Origin of the sequence: Staphylococcus sp. FSL W8-1207 (assembly GCF_038003745.1) — a bacterium.
In the GTDB taxonomy this organism is placed as follows: domain Bacteria; phylum Bacillota; class Bacilli; order Staphylococcales; family Staphylococcaceae; genus Staphylococcus; species Staphylococcus equorum.
Map to the genome: position 1 here is coordinate 1527793 of NZ_JBBOPU010000001.1, position 13991 is coordinate 1541783.

Genomic DNA, 13991 nt, shown 5'->3' on the forward strand with positions numbered 1-13991 from the left:
GACACAAAAGCACCCGCTAAATGTTGAATTATCTTCAATGTTTAGCGGGTGCTTTATATTTATAAATCTTCATTTTTCTTAAAAACATTTTTCTCAGCAAACGCTTTTAAAATTTGATAATAAGTAACTGACTCTTCACCTTCCATATCAAATTGTTGAATAACATCTTCGGAGATTTTGCTGAATTCTTCTTTAAGTTTCAAACCTTTTTCTGTTAATCTCACTTTAACTCTACGTTCATCTTCTTCTGTTCTGATTCGATTAATTAGGTCTTTTTTTTCTAAACGTTTAATTATAGGGCTTATAGTACCAGAATCTAAATAGAGTTCATCACATAACGTTTTAATATAAACATTTTTATCGTTTTCAATATAAAGTAATACAATATAGTTAGGAAAGCTTATATCATACTGTTTTAAGTAGCGATTAAAACGATTTACAACTTCTTTACTCGTAATATAAAATAAGTAGCACATTTCTTTTCGTATTTGGTCGTTAGCGTCTGATGCCATTGTTCTCCCTCATTTCTTTTCATTATAATATTAATATATTTTTAAATTATAGTCAAATATATTATAACTATTAAAAGAGTTTTTTAAACAACGTATTTCTAACTATAAATTGATACACTATCTTATTTTTATATAAAAATAAAATCTATGTAATGATTCCAGTTATTCATCTTTTTTATTCTTTTACTATGGGCAAAATCACTGAATAAAGTCACAATAATGGATCGAAATCATATCTTAGATAATTCCGTATAAAGATACATAGTAAAGTCAAAGTTGTAATTGCGCAAAAGCGCAAAAAAATGTCGACAAAGTCTGATACTTTGTCGACAGTATATGTTAACCTCTCAATAACGGTTAATATAATAATTCCTTACGGGAATTTAGGGAATTGGTCAAAATCAGGATCACGTTTTTCTTTAAACGCATCTCTACCTTCTTTTGCTTCATCCGTTGTATAGTAAAGTAATGTTGCATCTCCAGCCATTTGTTGAAGTCCAGCTAAGCCATCTGTATCTGCGTTCATAGCAGCTTTTAGGAATCTTAAAGCAGTTGGTGAATGTTTCTTAATGTCTTCACACCATCTAACAGTTTCATCTTCTACTTCGTCTAGTGGTACTACTGTATTAACTAATCCCATATCTAGTGCTTCTTGTGCATTATATTGGCGACATAAATACCAAATTTCACGCGCTTTTTTATGCCCTACTATACGTGCTAAATAACCAGAACCGTAACCTGCATCAAATGACCCTACTTTCGGTCCAGTTTGGCCAAAGATAGCATTATCAGCAGCAATTGTTAAATCACATACAACATTTAATACATTACCGCCACCTACTGCATAACCTCTTACCATTGCGATAACTGGTTTTGGAATTACACGAATAAGTCTTTGTAAATCTAATACGTTTAAACGAGGAACTTGATCTTCACCTACATAGCCACCGTGGCCACGTACTGACTGATCTCCACCAGAACAAAATGCTTTATCTCCCTCACCTGTTAAAATAATAACAGCAACACGTTGATCATCACGTGCTTTAGTAAATGCATCCATCATTTCTTGTACCGTGTTTGGTGTAAAAGCATTACGAACTTCAGGTCGATTAATTGTTACTTTAGCGATTCCATCGTAATATTCATACTTAATCTCTTTATATTCTTTAATTGTTTCCCACTGTCTAGTCATTTTGCTCCTCCTTTTGAATAAAACCTAATACTATTCTATCAAATTCTGCCATTTCTTCCACATGAACAGTATGACCACTCTGTGCTATTTCAAAAAGTTCAGTCTTCGGTATAATTGAAACTATCTTTTGAGCAATTTCACAAAATTTACCATCTAAATTTCCAACAATAATACATGTTGGGATTTGTATTTGATTCAATTCCGACCATAAATTAGGCATTTTTCCAGTACCATAATCTCTCAACGCTTTTGCTAATCTAGATGCGTCTTGACGCATTCTCATGTTACGAATACTTAATTTAGTGATCTTATCTAAGTCATGTTGTGTATAAAATAGTGGCAGTTTTTCCCAATCATTAACAAAAACTTCTAATCCTGCAATTTCTAATACTCGGGCACGTGCATAATCAACTTGTTGCCTTTCTATCTGTGCTGTTCTATCTTCAATGCCTGGGGACGTACTTTCCAAGACAAGACCTGTCAATGTAGTGTTGCCATGAATTGCATGATACAACGCTATTCTACCACCCATTGAATAGCCATGTAAAAATAATTGATATGCACTAAACACTTCTAGCGTTTCATCTAACTGTTGGCTAATAAAAGGAAAGTTCCACTCTCGATGAAATGGAGATTCATCTGCACCATGTCCAGGCAAGTCAATAGTTACGATATTTACGCTTTCTTTCAATATGTGAATATGGTTATCAAATGCCTGTTGATCACTAATAAAGCCGTGTAGCATCACTAATAATTGATTAGTTGATTGATTCGCTCGATGAAATTTATAATGTAACATTGATAATATCACTCAACTTTTTATAGAGTTTAAGATGTTGTTGTAGGTTATCTTCTCTATGCGTCATAATTTCATAAATATGTGCGCCAAATTTGGATAACTCAGTGTACTTAAATGCTTCAATAGATTCAAATCGTTTAAATGTAAAGTCGTAAAGTAGCGCAGTATGTTCAAAATCCAATCCAGTTGGTGTGCCAAATAACCTTTCGAAATATGCATCGGCTGAATCTTTCTGTGGTAAATAGGAAAAGATTCCTCCACCATCATTATTTAATAGCACAATATTCAAATTGATGTCATTTAATTTAGACATGAGCAAGCCATTCATATCATGATAAAAGGCTAAATCGCCAATTAATAATGTCACTTTCTTGTGTACCGCCATACCTAATGCTGTTGAAGTAACACCATCTATACCATTAGCGCCACGATTTGAAAAGACTGCTGCTTCACAGTCTATAAACAAATTATCTACATCTCGAATTGGCATACTATTACTCACAAATAATGCATCATCTGTTGTTAATTTGTCTAGTACATTTGCTACGTAGGCCGCTTCATCTGTCGCAGTTCTTACATAATCTTTAATTTCAACTTTGGCATGTTTCTCTAATGATTGCCATTTTTCTAACCATTGCTTACGTTCAACTGTAGTTGTCTCAGATAATTGTCTAAAGAAATCATTTGCAGACATCTCGTAAGAAACATGAGGTGTTATTGGAAATGCATCTGGTCTATCGTTATTCTGCACTAATATTTGAAATGCCTTCGTATCTTTTAACCATTGATTTATTTTTTTAGAAATAACTGGTTTACCTACTCTAATTATAAAGTCAACATCTACTTCTAATCCGGCTCTAAATAATAAGTCATATGTCGTTATAACATTAGGATGGTGCTCACGACGTAATTGACTTAATGGGTCAGCAAGTATAGGCATATCATGTATCGTCGCAAATGTGAGTATTTGATCTACATCTTGATGCTGCATATCACCAACGATAATAAGTCCTTTGCGTTTTTTAACAATTACATTTATTTCATTGAGACTCGTCGTTTTTTGATAATGTGGCATAATCTTCGTATCTGAAGTTAACCATTCAACTTTTTCTAAATCAGGTGTCAGCGGCTCTCTAAATGGCAAATTCAGATGAATTGGACCTCGATGCGGGCCATATAAATACTGACTCGCTTTTTGTAATTGGAATTTAACTGTATTCGTCATAAAGTCTTGGTCATCATTACTATCAGCAATAGGGAAATCAAATTGATATTGTGTATAATTTGCAAACATATTTGTTTGATCTATTGCTTGTGGTGCCCCAATACCTCTGAGTTCATGTGGACGATCACTTGTTAATACCACTAGTGGTAAATGACTCAAGCTACTTTCAGAAATGGCTGGTGTATAATTCGCGGCAGCACTACCAGATGTACAAAGAATAGCAACTGGTCGCTCACTACCTTTCATTAACCCCATCGCAAAGAAAGCAGCACTACGTTCATCTGGATGAATCCAAGATTTCATTTTAGGATGTGCCTCAATTGCAATTGCCATTGGTGTTGAACGAGACCCTGGACTTATCACTATTTCTCTTATTCCGTATGCATATAATTCTGAAACAAAAGTAAATACCTGTTTTGTTAATGCAGTTGTATGGTTATTCATATTTCTCGACTCCTAAAGCTTTCATCATTGGGCTAAATTTAACAGCAGTCTCTTCTACTTCACTATCCGCATCAGAATCACTTACAATCCCACAACCAGCAAATAATGTTGCCTGATTTTTCTTAATCAACATAGATCTAATTGCAACAATAAATTCACAATTATCATACATGTCAATATAGCCAACTGGCGCGCCATAAAGCCCACGTGTTCCAAACTCATTTTGTTCAATATATTCAATTGCTTCCTCTTTAGGATAACCTCCAAGCGCCGGCGTCGGATGAAGATTATCTAATAAACCAATATAAGATTTGCTAATCAATTGTCCTTTAATTTTCGTATATAAGTGATACAAATGATCATTTGTTAAAATTTGTGGTTTTTTATTGTATGTAATATCTTCAACATACAATTCAATGTCATTCAATATACTGTCTACGACAAAACGATGTTCATTTAAGTTTTTTTCATCGTTTAAAAATGCATTTATATTTTCATTATCTACATCATTTTGGTGGGTACGTTTAATCGTACCTGCAACTGCTTTGGTAGATAGTATTTCATCATTAATTTCCATTAACTGTTCAGGTGTTTGTGAAAAGAATACACTGTCTTGTGATTCTAATACAAATAAGTAACTATTATGTTCACCTTGTGTTGCTTGGTTTAAGATATAAGGGATGTTTATGTTTTTATCAAACATAATCAATCGTTTTCTTGCAAGCACAATTTTTTTATTTTCGTCTAATATATCTATTGTATCTTTAACTAAATCACGCCACTCATCTTTATAAATATCCTCAATGCGCTTAATTTCACCTTTTTCAAAATTTGGGCTAACATTCTCTTGAGTTAACTTATCTATAATCGATAAAAATGAGTCAATTTCAAATTGATCTGCTTTTACAGTATAGGTAATATACGTGTTTCCTTCTTCCATAGTTACCAATACTTCAGGTAATATAAAATGATTAATACCAAATTCACGCCACTCATCTCCAGATTTATGTGTTGAAAATTGGAATCCACCACATATCTTTAAATGATGTCGTTCTGAATTTGGATGAATTAAATCAATATCACTTTTATATTTTTCCCATTCTCGGAAAATAGATTGTTTACTTTCAAAGTCATTTTTAAATCTTTTAATAGCATGATAGCCAAAGAATGAAGTTTCGTTGTCATTTTTTTTAAAATAAAAACGGTCTCCTGCACTGTCTTCCGTAACATGGAATAATACAGTAGGATCTAATTCATAATTTAATTTTGCTTCTACAGAAACCCAAGTATGATTACTTTCGTATACCGCTTCGACAATTTCACTTTCCTTGACGTCCAAAGTCATCTATTTCACTTCTTTCATTTATCAGTTTGCACTCATTATAATATTGTACCACTTTTCACAATATGTGTATGGTATCTAGCCTATTTCATTTATATAATTTTCACGTTATTTGACCTTTACAAGTTCTTCCATTAAAATAAATTTGATAAAAAATATTTTAATATAAAAGAATTCGAGGTATAAAATTTTATGGCATCTCAATATCAACAATATTCTACTGTCAGAAAATACTGGCACTTAATGAGACCACATACTTTAACCGCTGCTGTGGTACCAGTACTTGTTGGTACTGCTACTGCAAAAATATTCCTACTTGGTAGTGAAGATCATCTAAGTCTTACTTTGCTTTTAGCCATGTTAATCGCTTGTTTATTAATTCAAGCTGCGACAAACATGTTTAATGAATACTATGATTTCAAAAAAGGGTTAGATGACCACACTTCTGTAGGAATCGGTGGTGCAATCGTTCGCAATGGCATGAGTCCTAAGTTAGTCATGAATATAGCCATTGCATTTTATGTCATTGCTGCTTTACTAGGATTATTTATAGCCATCAACAGTTCATTCTGGCTCATACCAATTGGACTCGTGTGTATGGCAATTGGTTATTTATACACGGGTGGACCATTCCCTATTTCTTGGACTCCTTTTGGTGAAGTATTCTCTGGAATTTTCATGGGTATGATTATTATTTTAATTGCATTCTTCATTCAAACAGGTAATTTACAAAGTCTAGTTGTTTGGATCAGTCTTCCGATTGTTATAACAATCGGTTTAATCAATATGGCTAATAACATTCGTGACCGTGTTAAAGATAAAGAAAGTGGTCGTAAGACATTACCTATTTTATTAGGTAAAAATAATTCAATACGCTTCTTAGCATTAATGTACATTGTCGCGTATGCATTAGTTATCTATATTACATTCTTCCAACCTGGTGGTTCAATTTTCTTTTTACTTGCATTACTGTCATTCCCGTTACCTATCAAGGCTGTACGTAGATTCAAAAAGAATGACACGCCAGCAACTATGATGCCAGCAATGGCTGCAACAGGAAAAACGAATACATTCTTCGGTCTACTGTATGCACTAGGTATTTATATTAGTGCTCTGCTCGGTGGTATTTAATATATTTCTCAATTAGCAAGTTTAACCCAGCAATCAAATAAAGTAAGTATTACTTTTTCGATCTTCATACTCATGAAGGTCGATTTTTTGTTTTTTAACAGAGATAAAAACTCAGTCTTTTATATGTACCATGTGGTAATGCATATGACCATATAAATCGAATTCACTTGTAGGTTGGAATCCTAATTTTTTATAAACATGTAACGCCCCATCATTGAGTAAATCACAATTTAAGCTCCATTTTTCATCTGGATACGTTTCTAATACATGTTTAATTAATTTAGTAGCGACACCCTGCCCTCTAAATTCTGGGAATGTAGCAACTGTTTCGATATACCATTCATCATCATTAGCCTCTTTCATTGGCATCGGCGTCCCATAAGCTCTAATGTCTTCATCTAATTCCATATCTAACCAAGCCTTTTCAAGCTCTAACTCTTTGTTACCAGGATATGCAATTAAGCAACCTGCAATGTTACCATCGACTTCGTATATCCAAGTGTTACTATAATGACCTCTATATGGTACATCCACCATACTTTGTTCCATGATTTTTAGTAATCTTTCTTTATCGGTGTATTCCACTAAATCTATGTCTAATTGACTCCAGATGATATAACATAATTTTGCAATTTCATGCTTATCGGTAGGTTTAGCTTTTCTAATCATTTGTATTCTCCTTATTATGTTTATTTAACTATATTATATATGAATTAAATAAAAAATTCGAAGTAATAATTGGTTTTTACGAGAAATCGTTTTTCATTAATTGTTTTCGATTGTTGAATCGCTTAATATAAGAGATAATTAAGATAAGAACTTTAAAATGAAAGGACTAGACATATGAAAGTAAATAAAGTCATTTACGTTATACTTGCATTTTTACTCGGTTGGTGTGGCATTCATAAATTTTACTCAAATCAACTTTTACAAGGTATTATACATTTAGTGTTCTTTTGGACAGGCATTCCATACGTTATCGCTATCATTAGTGGCATCATTACGATTTTCTTTAACAAAGCAGACGAAAACGGTCTTATTTCTTTTGAAAAATAACCACTTTTTTATTAAAAGATAAAATATTTTCTATTTTCTCCAATATTTCATCTGAAATTGGGTAAAGAAACTATATAGCAAATTATGGAAAGTTGAATTGTAACTTAGGAGGACTAATAATGAAAAATATTATATCACGTGTTTTCAGATCTGTAGTAGTAGGCTTTATTATAAAAGGAATCAGAAATTTAATAAGTAAAAAATAGATTTCATATACATTGAAATTCACGAAAAAATTGAAAAGCTAATCGTTTCTAATTTTAGAAATGATTAGCTTTTATTTTTACAATTACCTTATAGAATTCTTATGATTAACAAAAAACACCCACCAAATGGTGAGTGTTTTTTAATTATTTTCTTTTTCTAATTGCTTTCATAATAAATGAAACAATTAAGATTAATACGATTGACCCGATTAGTGCTGGTAAGATTGGAACGCCACCTAAGACTGGTCCCCATGTACCTAATAATTTACTACCAATAGCTGAACCGATTAAACCTGCAATAATATTACCAATTATTCCACCTGGAATATCTTTACCTAAAATTGCGCCGGCTAACCAACCGATTAAACCGCCTACAATAATCATTATAATAAAGCCCATATATCTCTCTCCTATTTTCTTGATTTATCACAATGCATAGCTTACCACTTTTTTTATTTATATACAACATTGCGAACAATATTTATTTTAAAAACCAAAACAATTTCTTGGTTTTTCCTCAAGCCATCTCTATTTAAATTCGCTATAATAATATTTTATAATGAATTTCTTGTTTTTCATGCAATATCAAAATATATAGTCATACAAAATCTTGAAATAAAATCAAAAATTCATTACATTTATTGCATCATATTACCGATTAAGATTTACTCATATCTAATTATCATAATCTTGTTGTTTATAGTACATTTTTCCCTAACTAGTTATTTAAAATTTTACAAACTATAATTATTAATACACTTTTTCATTTTGACGTGTAAAAAAACCTTCAAAGTTTTCACTTTTAGTGTCTACTTTGAAGGTTTTTATTATTTTTCTGATTTAATTTATGCTCATTTTTAAAATTGAGATAATTATAGTTCTTTAAATCGTTTAATTGTATCGCCTATTTCATCTCTTACGCGTTGAAACTCTGACCATGCTTTACCTGCTGGGTCATCAAAGCCCCAATGTTCTTTTTTCACATTAGGCGGTATAACTGGACAATTATCATCAGCATCACTACAAAGTGTAACAACGAGATCAGACTGTTTTAAAATATTATTATCAATCATATCAGATGTATGATTTGAAATATCAATATTAACTTCTTTCATAGCTTCTATCGCCTTAGAGTTTACACCATGCGTTTCAATACCTGCTGAGTAAACATTCCATTCTTTGCCGAGTATTTCTCTTCCCCAGCCTTCAGCCATTTGACTACGACAAGAATTACCAGTACATATAAAGTAAATTGTTTTTTTATCCATTTATGATTACCTCTCATTTAAAAAATAATTAGTGTTAAATATAAACCTAATAAGGTTACAAATAAAACAGGGATGGTGATAATAACTCCCGTTTTGAAATACACACCCCAAGATATTTTCACTCCTTTTTGAGTTAGCACGTGTAACCAAAGAAGTGTGGCTAAAGAGCCAATGGGTGTTATTTTAGGTCCTAAATCAGACCCAATAACGTTAGCATAAATCATGCCTTCTTTTAATATTCCTGTGGCACTCGATTGACCAATTGCTATAGCATCTATTAATACAGTTGGCATGTTGTTCATAATAGATGAAAGAAATGCAGCTATAAAGCCCATGCCCATGATACTACTAAATAAGCCGTAACTTGAAATATTTGTTAGTACATCACCAAGAAGTGTTGTAATCCCCACATTTTTCAGGCCAAATACGACGAGATACATACCAATAGAGAATAAAACAATATTCCATGGCGCACCTTTAATTACTTGTTTCGTATGAACGGCTTTAGATTTACGCGCTAATAATACAAATATTAAAGCAATCATACCAGCAATAATAGATACTGGAATATTTATAAACTCACTTATTAAATAACCAACGAGTAAGATAGCAAGTACAATCCAAGAGATGTTAAAAAGCTTTTTATCTTTAATCGCTTCTCTTGGTTCTCTAATATTTACTTCGTTAAATTTACCTGGAATAGATTTTCTGAAATAAAGCCATAACACAAGAATACTTGCAATCAACGAAAATATATTAGGTATAATCATTTTACTAAAGTATTCAATAAAACCTATATCGAAATAATCTGCAGAAACTATATTAACTAAATTACTAACAATGAGTGGTAATGAAGTTGTATCTGCAATAAAGCCACTAGCAATGATAAATGGAAATATTGCTTTTTTATCAAAGCCTAAATTACGTACCATAGCTAATACAATAGGGGTAAGTATTAAAGCTGCACCATCATTTGCAAAGAAGGCTGCTACAACTGAACCCAAAAGCATGATAAAGATAAACATTTTCAAGCCATTACCCTTTGATGCTCTAACCATATGTATAGCAGACCACTCAAAGAACCCAATTTCATCTAATATAAGTGAAATAAGAATAACTGCAACAAACGTTAAAGTCGCATTCCAAACGATCCCAGTAACTTCCAGTACATCTGAAAAACTTACAACACCCGTAATTATAGCTACTACAGCACCAATTAATGCAGTAATTCCAATATCTAAACCTTTAGGTTGCCAGATAACAAAAATTAACGTTAATACAAAGATTGTGATTGCTAATATCGTCATCATTAACACTCACCTGACTTCATATTTTTACAAATACATAATTCATTTGTAGTATTTATTAGATTTAAACTTTGATTAATTTGTTCAAATACATCGTGGTTAAGCCGATACATGCGCTTATTCCCCTCTTTTCGTGTAGTAATTAACTCACACTCTACTAATGATTTCATATGATGACTTAAAGTTGGCTGAGAAAATTGAAAATGTTGCAATACATCACATGCACATAACTCACCACAAGAAAGTAAATCCATAATTTCTAATCTACTTGGGTTAGAAAGCACTTTTAATACGTTTGATAATTCTTTATATGACAAGTTCATCTCTCCTCTTATAACTAAATATAATACTATATATATAGACGAGTGTCTATGTACTATTGCTGATTACTTATAATTTTTTTATTAAAAAATTGAGTTTTGATATATTATAGTTGATTCACAGCACTTAACACTTGAGCAATATAAAACATGAAGTTATTACAGGATTAACGAAGCTCTATAACAAGTGGTATCAACTAGCAGTACTTGTAGCAATTCATTATACTTTTTAGCTTTTTGCGGTTACTTACTATCATGATTATTAATTGTGAATTTACAAATTATAAATTCACAAAACAAAAAAATACCGAAATCCTGTTAAGGACTTCGGTATTAAAAAGCTTGTTTTTATTAACGGAAACGGAGAGATTCGAACTCTCGCGCCGCTTGCGCGACCTACACCCTTAGCAGGGGCGCCTCTTCAGCCAACTTGAGTACGTTTCCAATGGCTCCACAGGTAGGACTCGAACCTACGACCGATCGGTTAACAGCCGATAGCTCTACCACTGAGCTACTGTGGAATAATTGATATCTCAATCAAGCACAAATACTATTATATCAACTTCAGAGAATTTTTCAAGTACCTTAATCAAAAAAATATGCGGAATATTTACACTAAATTAATATAATATTCCACATATGACATTTTTACATTTAAATTTCAGAAATGTTTTGCTATTTATTTTCAAATAGAGAATATTTTGCTAATGCTTCATAAATATTTAATTGTGGTTTCGTATAGTCTATAGGAGATTCAGGATCAAAAGTAGCCACCCTAGCTGCTCTATCCATCATATAGTAATAATATATACCATTTAAGTATTGATGATGCATACTGTGTGCTGAAATATTAACAACTATAGTCTGGTTATCGACAAATGTGATTTTACATTTTTTATCTTTTAAAGCTCTTATGGTTAGTACATAATGAATATTGATCCAAGTGTTTTCTTCTTTTCGGTCTGAATGTGTAGGAAAAAAATAAGTAGGAAATAATGGAGTGAATAATATCGGGGGTTTACTATTAATACCTGTAATTCTCATTGTGTCTTCTTTTTTAAATACATAACTGCTACCATAAAATCTACATGAACGATCTATAATCTTATGTGTCCGTTCCTTTACAATATCACGCTCCTCCTTATACTTTAATACACAAGTACCTTCATTTAGACCTATAGATAAATTACAAGGTTGAAGAGCCATATCACCTTTTTTAATAATGTATTGTTGAATCATAGCTGACGCCTCCTTAAAGCTTATGGTGATACTCAAATAACATAACACAAATATTTTAAAATCAACTTATTTAATAAAATATTTTATAAATTTTCTACAATTGATTTTTAGTTATTATACTTTTGCATTTTCTTATTTTTTGAAAAGTTGCAAATTACACTTATATTTTCGGAAAAGTCTGACTATTTATTGATTTCAAAAATAAAAGGCTGTATACTATATGTAAATATAGATAGAGGGGCTGTGTTGAAAATGAAAAACAATACAAATGTTAAATACAATTCATTAGAATCTTTTGTGTCAACGATTAATGATTTAGGTATTGAATTAATCATTGATGAGTCGTTAAGAAATGTCCGTAAACAGCAGTTAGAATACCTCATTGACCACGCGCTTAAGAATAAAAACGAGCAGGATTTCAAACGTTATACTGAAGAATACAGAAACCTGGAGGAATTTCTCGTTGGATAATTTAATAGCTTGTTATTTAAAATAAGGTCTATTCCCTACTTACACCAATAAGTTAGAGAATAGACCTTTTTGAGTTTTATTTTTACTTATAACTCTTGTTTAAGACATTAATCTAATGAGTTCATGGCGATCGATATCACCAAAATAATGATAAATATCGTAGTTTGAAAATGCTTCTTCAATACTATCAAACTCGTGTAACGTACCTTCTAATGCATTTTCAAGTTCTGTTATGTCACCTTCACCGAAGAAATCTCCAAAAATCCTTGCGTGCTCAATACGACCTTGTTTAACATCTAATTTAATTTGAACGAAACCTTTTTCAAACTTCTCTTCTCTTTCAAAGTTATATTTTGGATTTCTACCATAATTCCAATCCCATGTACGATATTTCTCATTACTCAATGCTTCAATATTTTTCCAATCTTCATCAGTAAGTTGATATGTCTCAACTTGATTTGCTTCTCCAAAAATAGTTTTTAAAATAATATCTTTAAAGTTATCAATATTAATAGGTTCTTCAAGAAATTCTGAAATATTTGCGACTCTGCTTCGTACAGATTTAATCCCTTTAGATTTAATTTTTGCAGGATTAACTTTTAATGCGTTCTGAACTTCATCCAATTCACTATTTAACATTAATGTACCATGACTAAACATACGATCTTTCACTTTTACCATAGCATTACCTGAAATTTTGGCGTTACCTACTTGAATATCATTTCTACCAGTCATTTCAGCATCAACACCCAACGATTTTAATGCTTCAACAATTGGCTCTGTAAATTTTTTAAAATTATGGAAGCTGTTACCATCATCATCTGTTATAAAACTGAAATTTAAATTACCTTCATCATGGTAAACAGCACCTCCACCAGATATACGTCTCACAACATCAATATTATGTGCATCAATATATGGTTTGTTAACTTCTTCAATCGTATTTTGGTTTTTACCAATTATAATAGACGGTCTATTCACATAAAATAGAAAATAGCTGTCGTCTTTCGGCATATTTTTTAATACATATTCTTCCATTGCTAAATTTAATGTTGGATCTGTAATATCATTATTACTAATAAACTTCATCTATTGCACTCCTTTTCCCTAAAAATATACCCTTACCTTATTTATGCTATATTTTCTCTAAAAATGCCAATCATTTACATTAAATATGATAAAAAGTTTCAAAATCGGTTTATATCACACAATTTAATGGTTATTTGTTTATTTGTCTTAAGTTTTTTTGTATAATACTATCTAGTTAGCATTTCTAGGGAGGACTAAAAATGACTGTTGCAGAAGTTGGAAATATAGTAGAATTCTATGATGGTTTAAAAGGCCGTGTAGAGAAAATTAATGATAATTCAGTAATTGTAGATTTAACAATTATGGAGAATTTCAATGATTTAGACTTGCCTGAAAAAACTGTTATTAATCATAAGCGATATACAATCGTTGAACAAGAAGGATAGTAAA

16 protein-coding genes and 2 tRNA genes are annotated in these 13991 nt (G+C 31.5%); 4 read left to right on the forward strand and 14 right to left on the reverse strand.

Annotation, left to right across the window (positions count from 1 at the left end; translation table 11 throughout):
• Window positions 1–59: 59 nt before the first annotated feature.
• The 5 genes from NSR03_RS07610 to NSR03_RS07630 all read right to left on the reverse strand — a co-directional run bounded on the left by NSR03_RS07610 (window position 60) and on the right by NSR03_RS07630 (window position 5517).
• Entirely contained in the window at window positions 60–512 is a 453-nt protein-coding gene (locus NSR03_RS07610; RefSeq protein ID WP_002508053.1) for a MarR family winged helix-turn-helix transcriptional regulator, read from the reverse strand.
• A gap of 373 nt (window positions 513–885) precedes the next feature.
• The gene (gene menB / locus NSR03_RS07615) at window positions 886–1704 is read right to left on the reverse strand and encodes a 1,4-dihydroxy-2-naphthoyl-CoA synthase (protein WP_002508054.1); all 819 of its coding nucleotides are present in this window, start codon (window positions 1702–1704) and stop codon (window positions 886–888) included.
• A complete protein-coding gene (gene menH / locus NSR03_RS07620) occupies window positions 1697–2503 on the reverse strand; it encodes a 2-succinyl-6-hydroxy-2,4-cyclohexadiene-1-carboxylate synthase (protein WP_046465165.1) in 807 nt (268 codons plus the stop codon). The genes menB and menH overlap by 8 nt, the downstream gene beginning before the upstream one ends.
• Window positions 2490–4172: a 2-succinyl-5-enolpyruvyl-6-hydroxy-3-cyclohexene-1-carboxylic-acid synthase gene (menD, locus tag NSR03_RS07625; protein ID WP_021339518.1), complete on the reverse strand. Its 1683-nt coding sequence runs from the start codon at window positions 4170–4172 to the stop codon at window positions 2490–2492. The genes menH and menD overlap by 14 nt, the downstream gene beginning before the upstream one ends.
• The gene (locus NSR03_RS07630; protein ID WP_046465164.1) at window positions 4165–5517 is read right to left on the reverse strand and encodes an isochorismate synthase; all 1353 of its coding nucleotides are present in this window, start codon (window positions 5515–5517) and stop codon (window positions 4165–4167) included. Before NSR03_RS07630 ends, menD begins: the two co-directional genes overlap by 8 nt.
• 189 nt (window positions 5518–5706) lie before the next feature.
• Between NSR03_RS07630 and NSR03_RS07635 the strand changes: the two genes are divergently transcribed.
• Window positions 5707–6645, forward strand: coding sequence for a 1,4-dihydroxy-2-naphthoate polyprenyltransferase (locus NSR03_RS07635; RefSeq protein WP_021339517.1), 939 nt, complete (start codon window positions 5707–5709; stop codon window positions 6643–6645).
• Window positions 6646–6756: 111 nt separating this feature from the next.
• On the opposite strand, the gene NSR03_RS07640 is transcribed toward NSR03_RS07635, so the two are convergent.
• The gene (locus NSR03_RS07640; protein WP_002508059.1) at window positions 6757–7314 is read right to left on the reverse strand and encodes a GNAT family N-acetyltransferase; all 558 of its coding nucleotides are present in this window, start codon (window positions 7312–7314) and stop codon (window positions 6757–6759) included.
• A gap of 174 nt (window positions 7315–7488) precedes the next feature.
• On the opposite strand from NSR03_RS07640, the gene NSR03_RS07645 reads away from it, so the two are divergent.
• Entirely contained in the window at window positions 7489–7701 is a 213-nt protein-coding gene (locus tag NSR03_RS07645) for a TM2 domain-containing protein (protein ID WP_046465163.1), read from the forward strand.
• Window positions 7702–8051: 350 nt separating this feature from the next.
• Here NSR03_RS07645 and NSR03_RS07650 read toward each other — a convergent pair whose 3' ends face one another.
• The 7 genes from NSR03_RS07650 to NSR03_RS07680 all read right to left on the reverse strand — a co-directional run bounded on the left by NSR03_RS07650 (window position 8052) and on the right by NSR03_RS07680 (window position 12041).
• Window positions 8052–8306 carry a GlsB/YeaQ/YmgE family stress response membrane protein gene (locus NSR03_RS07650; protein ID WP_021339514.1) on the reverse strand — a complete coding sequence of 85 codons (255 nt, stop codon included), beginning with the start codon at window positions 8304–8306 and terminating at the stop codon, window positions 8052–8054.
• A gap of 473 nt (window positions 8307–8779) precedes the next feature.
• Entirely contained in the window at window positions 8780–9175 is a 396-nt protein-coding gene (gene arsC, locus NSR03_RS07655) for an arsenate reductase (thioredoxin) (RefSeq protein WP_021339513.1), read from the reverse strand.
• Between the two features lie 17 nt (window positions 9176–9192).
• Entirely contained in the window at window positions 9193–10485 is a 1293-nt protein-coding gene (gene arsB, locus NSR03_RS07660; protein WP_021339512.1) for an arsenite efflux transporter membrane subunit ArsB, read from the reverse strand.
• The gene (locus tag NSR03_RS07665; RefSeq protein WP_021339511.1) at window positions 10485–10799 is read right to left on the reverse strand and encodes an ArsR/SmtB family transcription factor; all 315 of its coding nucleotides are present in this window, start codon (window positions 10797–10799) and stop codon (window positions 10485–10487) included. Before NSR03_RS07665 ends, arsB begins: the two co-directional genes overlap by 1 nt.
• 358 nt (window positions 10800–11157) lie before the next feature.
• Window positions 11158–11246: transfer RNA gene (locus NSR03_RS07670), tRNA-Ser, on the reverse strand.
• A gap of 2 nt (window positions 11247–11248) precedes the next feature.
• A tRNA-Asn gene (locus tag NSR03_RS07675) sits at window positions 11249–11323 on the reverse strand.
• Between the two features lie 154 nt (window positions 11324–11477).
• Window positions 11478–12041, reverse strand: a complete 564-nt coding sequence (locus tag NSR03_RS07680; protein WP_069821016.1) for a competence protein ComK — start codon at window positions 12039–12041, stop codon at window positions 11478–11480.
• A 252-nt stretch (window positions 12042–12293) separates the two neighbouring features.
• Between NSR03_RS07680 and NSR03_RS07685 the strand changes: the two genes are divergently transcribed.
• Window positions 12294–12512, forward strand: coding sequence for an IDEAL domain-containing protein (locus NSR03_RS07685; RefSeq protein WP_002508071.1), 219 nt, complete (start codon window positions 12294–12296; stop codon window positions 12510–12512).
• A gap of 99 nt (window positions 12513–12611) precedes the next feature.
• Here the strand turns inward: NSR03_RS07685 and NSR03_RS07690 are convergent, their stop codons facing one another.
• Window positions 12612–13601, reverse strand: coding sequence for a lipoate--protein ligase (locus tag NSR03_RS07690; protein ID WP_002508072.1), 990 nt, complete (start codon window positions 13599–13601; stop codon window positions 12612–12614).
• Between the two features lie 200 nt (window positions 13602–13801).
• Between NSR03_RS07690 and NSR03_RS07695 the strand changes: the two genes are divergently transcribed.
• Complete coding sequence (locus tag NSR03_RS07695; RefSeq protein WP_002508073.1) at window positions 13802–13987, forward strand: YkvS family protein; 186 nt, start codon at window positions 13802–13804, stop codon at window positions 13985–13987.
• Window positions 13988–13991: the final 4 nt, after the last annotated feature.

What these genes read in the sequence shown, in the direction of transcription:
- NSR03_RS07610 (WP_002508053.1), bottom strand. Translation starts at nt 512, where the DNA reads ATGGCATCAGACGCTAACGACCAAATACGAAAAGAAATGTGCTACTTA.
- menB (WP_002508054.1), bottom strand. Translation starts at nt 1,704, where the DNA reads ATGACTAGACAGTGGGAAACAATTAAAGAATATAAAGAGATTAAGTAT.
- menH (WP_046465165.1), bottom strand. Translation starts at nt 2,503, where the DNA reads ATGTTACATTATAAATTTCATCGAGCGAATCAATCAACTAATCAATTA.
- menD (WP_021339518.1), bottom strand. Translation starts at nt 4,172, where the DNA reads ATGAATAACCATACAACTGCATTAACAAAACAGGTATTTACTTTTGTT.
- NSR03_RS07630 (WP_046465164.1), bottom strand. Translation starts at nt 5,517, where the DNA reads ATGACTTTGGACGTCAAGGAAAGTGAAATTGTCGAAGCGGTATACGAA.
- NSR03_RS07635 (WP_021339517.1), top strand. Translation starts at nt 5,707, where the DNA reads ATGGCATCTCAATATCAACAATATTCTACTGTCAGAAAATACTGGCAC.
- NSR03_RS07640 (WP_002508059.1), bottom strand. Translation starts at nt 7,314, where the DNA reads ATGATTAGAAAAGCTAAACCTACCGATAAGCATGAAATTGCAAAATTA.
- NSR03_RS07645 (WP_046465163.1), top strand. Translation starts at nt 7,489, where the DNA reads ATGAAAGTAAATAAAGTCATTTACGTTATACTTGCATTTTTACTCGGT.
- NSR03_RS07650 (WP_021339514.1), bottom strand. Translation starts at nt 8,306, where the DNA reads ATGGGCTTTATTATAATGATTATTGTAGGCGGTTTAATCGGTTGGTTA.
- arsC (WP_021339513.1), bottom strand. Translation starts at nt 9,175, where the DNA reads ATGGATAAAAAAACAATTTACTTTATATGTACTGGTAATTCTTGTCGT.
- arsB (WP_021339512.1), bottom strand. Translation starts at nt 10,485, where the DNA reads ATGATGACGATATTAGCAATCACAATCTTTGTATTAACGTTAATTTTT.
- NSR03_RS07680 (WP_069821016.1), bottom strand. Translation starts at nt 12,041, where the DNA reads ATGATTCAACAATACATTATTAAAAAAGGTGATATGGCTCTTCAACCT.
- NSR03_RS07685 (WP_002508071.1), top strand. Translation starts at nt 12,294, where the DNA reads ATGAAAAACAATACAAATGTTAAATACAATTCATTAGAATCTTTTGTG.
- NSR03_RS07690 (WP_002508072.1), bottom strand. Translation starts at nt 13,601, where the DNA reads ATGAAGTTTATTAGTAATAATGATATTACAGATCCAACATTAAATTTA.
- NSR03_RS07695 (WP_002508073.1), top strand. Translation starts at nt 13,802, where the DNA reads ATGACTGTTGCAGAAGTTGGAAATATAGTAGAATTCTATGATGGTTTA.